2 tRNA genes are annotated in these 234 nt (G+C 55.1%); both read left to right on the top strand.

The features are described from left to right. The first annotated feature begins 55 nt into the window (after positions 1-55). A tRNA-Ser gene (locus tag ACY9Z2_RS19400) sits at positions 56-147 on the top strand. A 16-nt stretch (positions 148-163) separates the two neighbouring features. After that, a tRNA-Glu gene (locus ACY9Z2_RS19395) sits at positions 164-234 on the top strand.

Raw genomic sequence — 234 nt, 5'->3', positions numbered from 1 at the left:
AGCTATCGGCTGTTAACCGATCGGTCGTAGGTTCGAATCCTACCTGTGGAGCCATGGAGAGCTGTCCGAGTGGCCGAAGGAGCACGATTGGAAATCGTGTAGACCGCTAACGTGGTCTCGAGGGTTCGAATCCCTCGCTCTCCGCCACTATTTATTATACATTGGCCCGTTGGTCAAGTGGTTAAGACACCGCCCTTTCACGGCGGTAACACGGGTTCGAATCCCGTACGGGTC

This window comes from Virgibacillus sp. GM2-2 (genome assembly GCF_055329585.1).
This window is presented reverse-complemented; position numbering and strand designations above follow the sequence as displayed.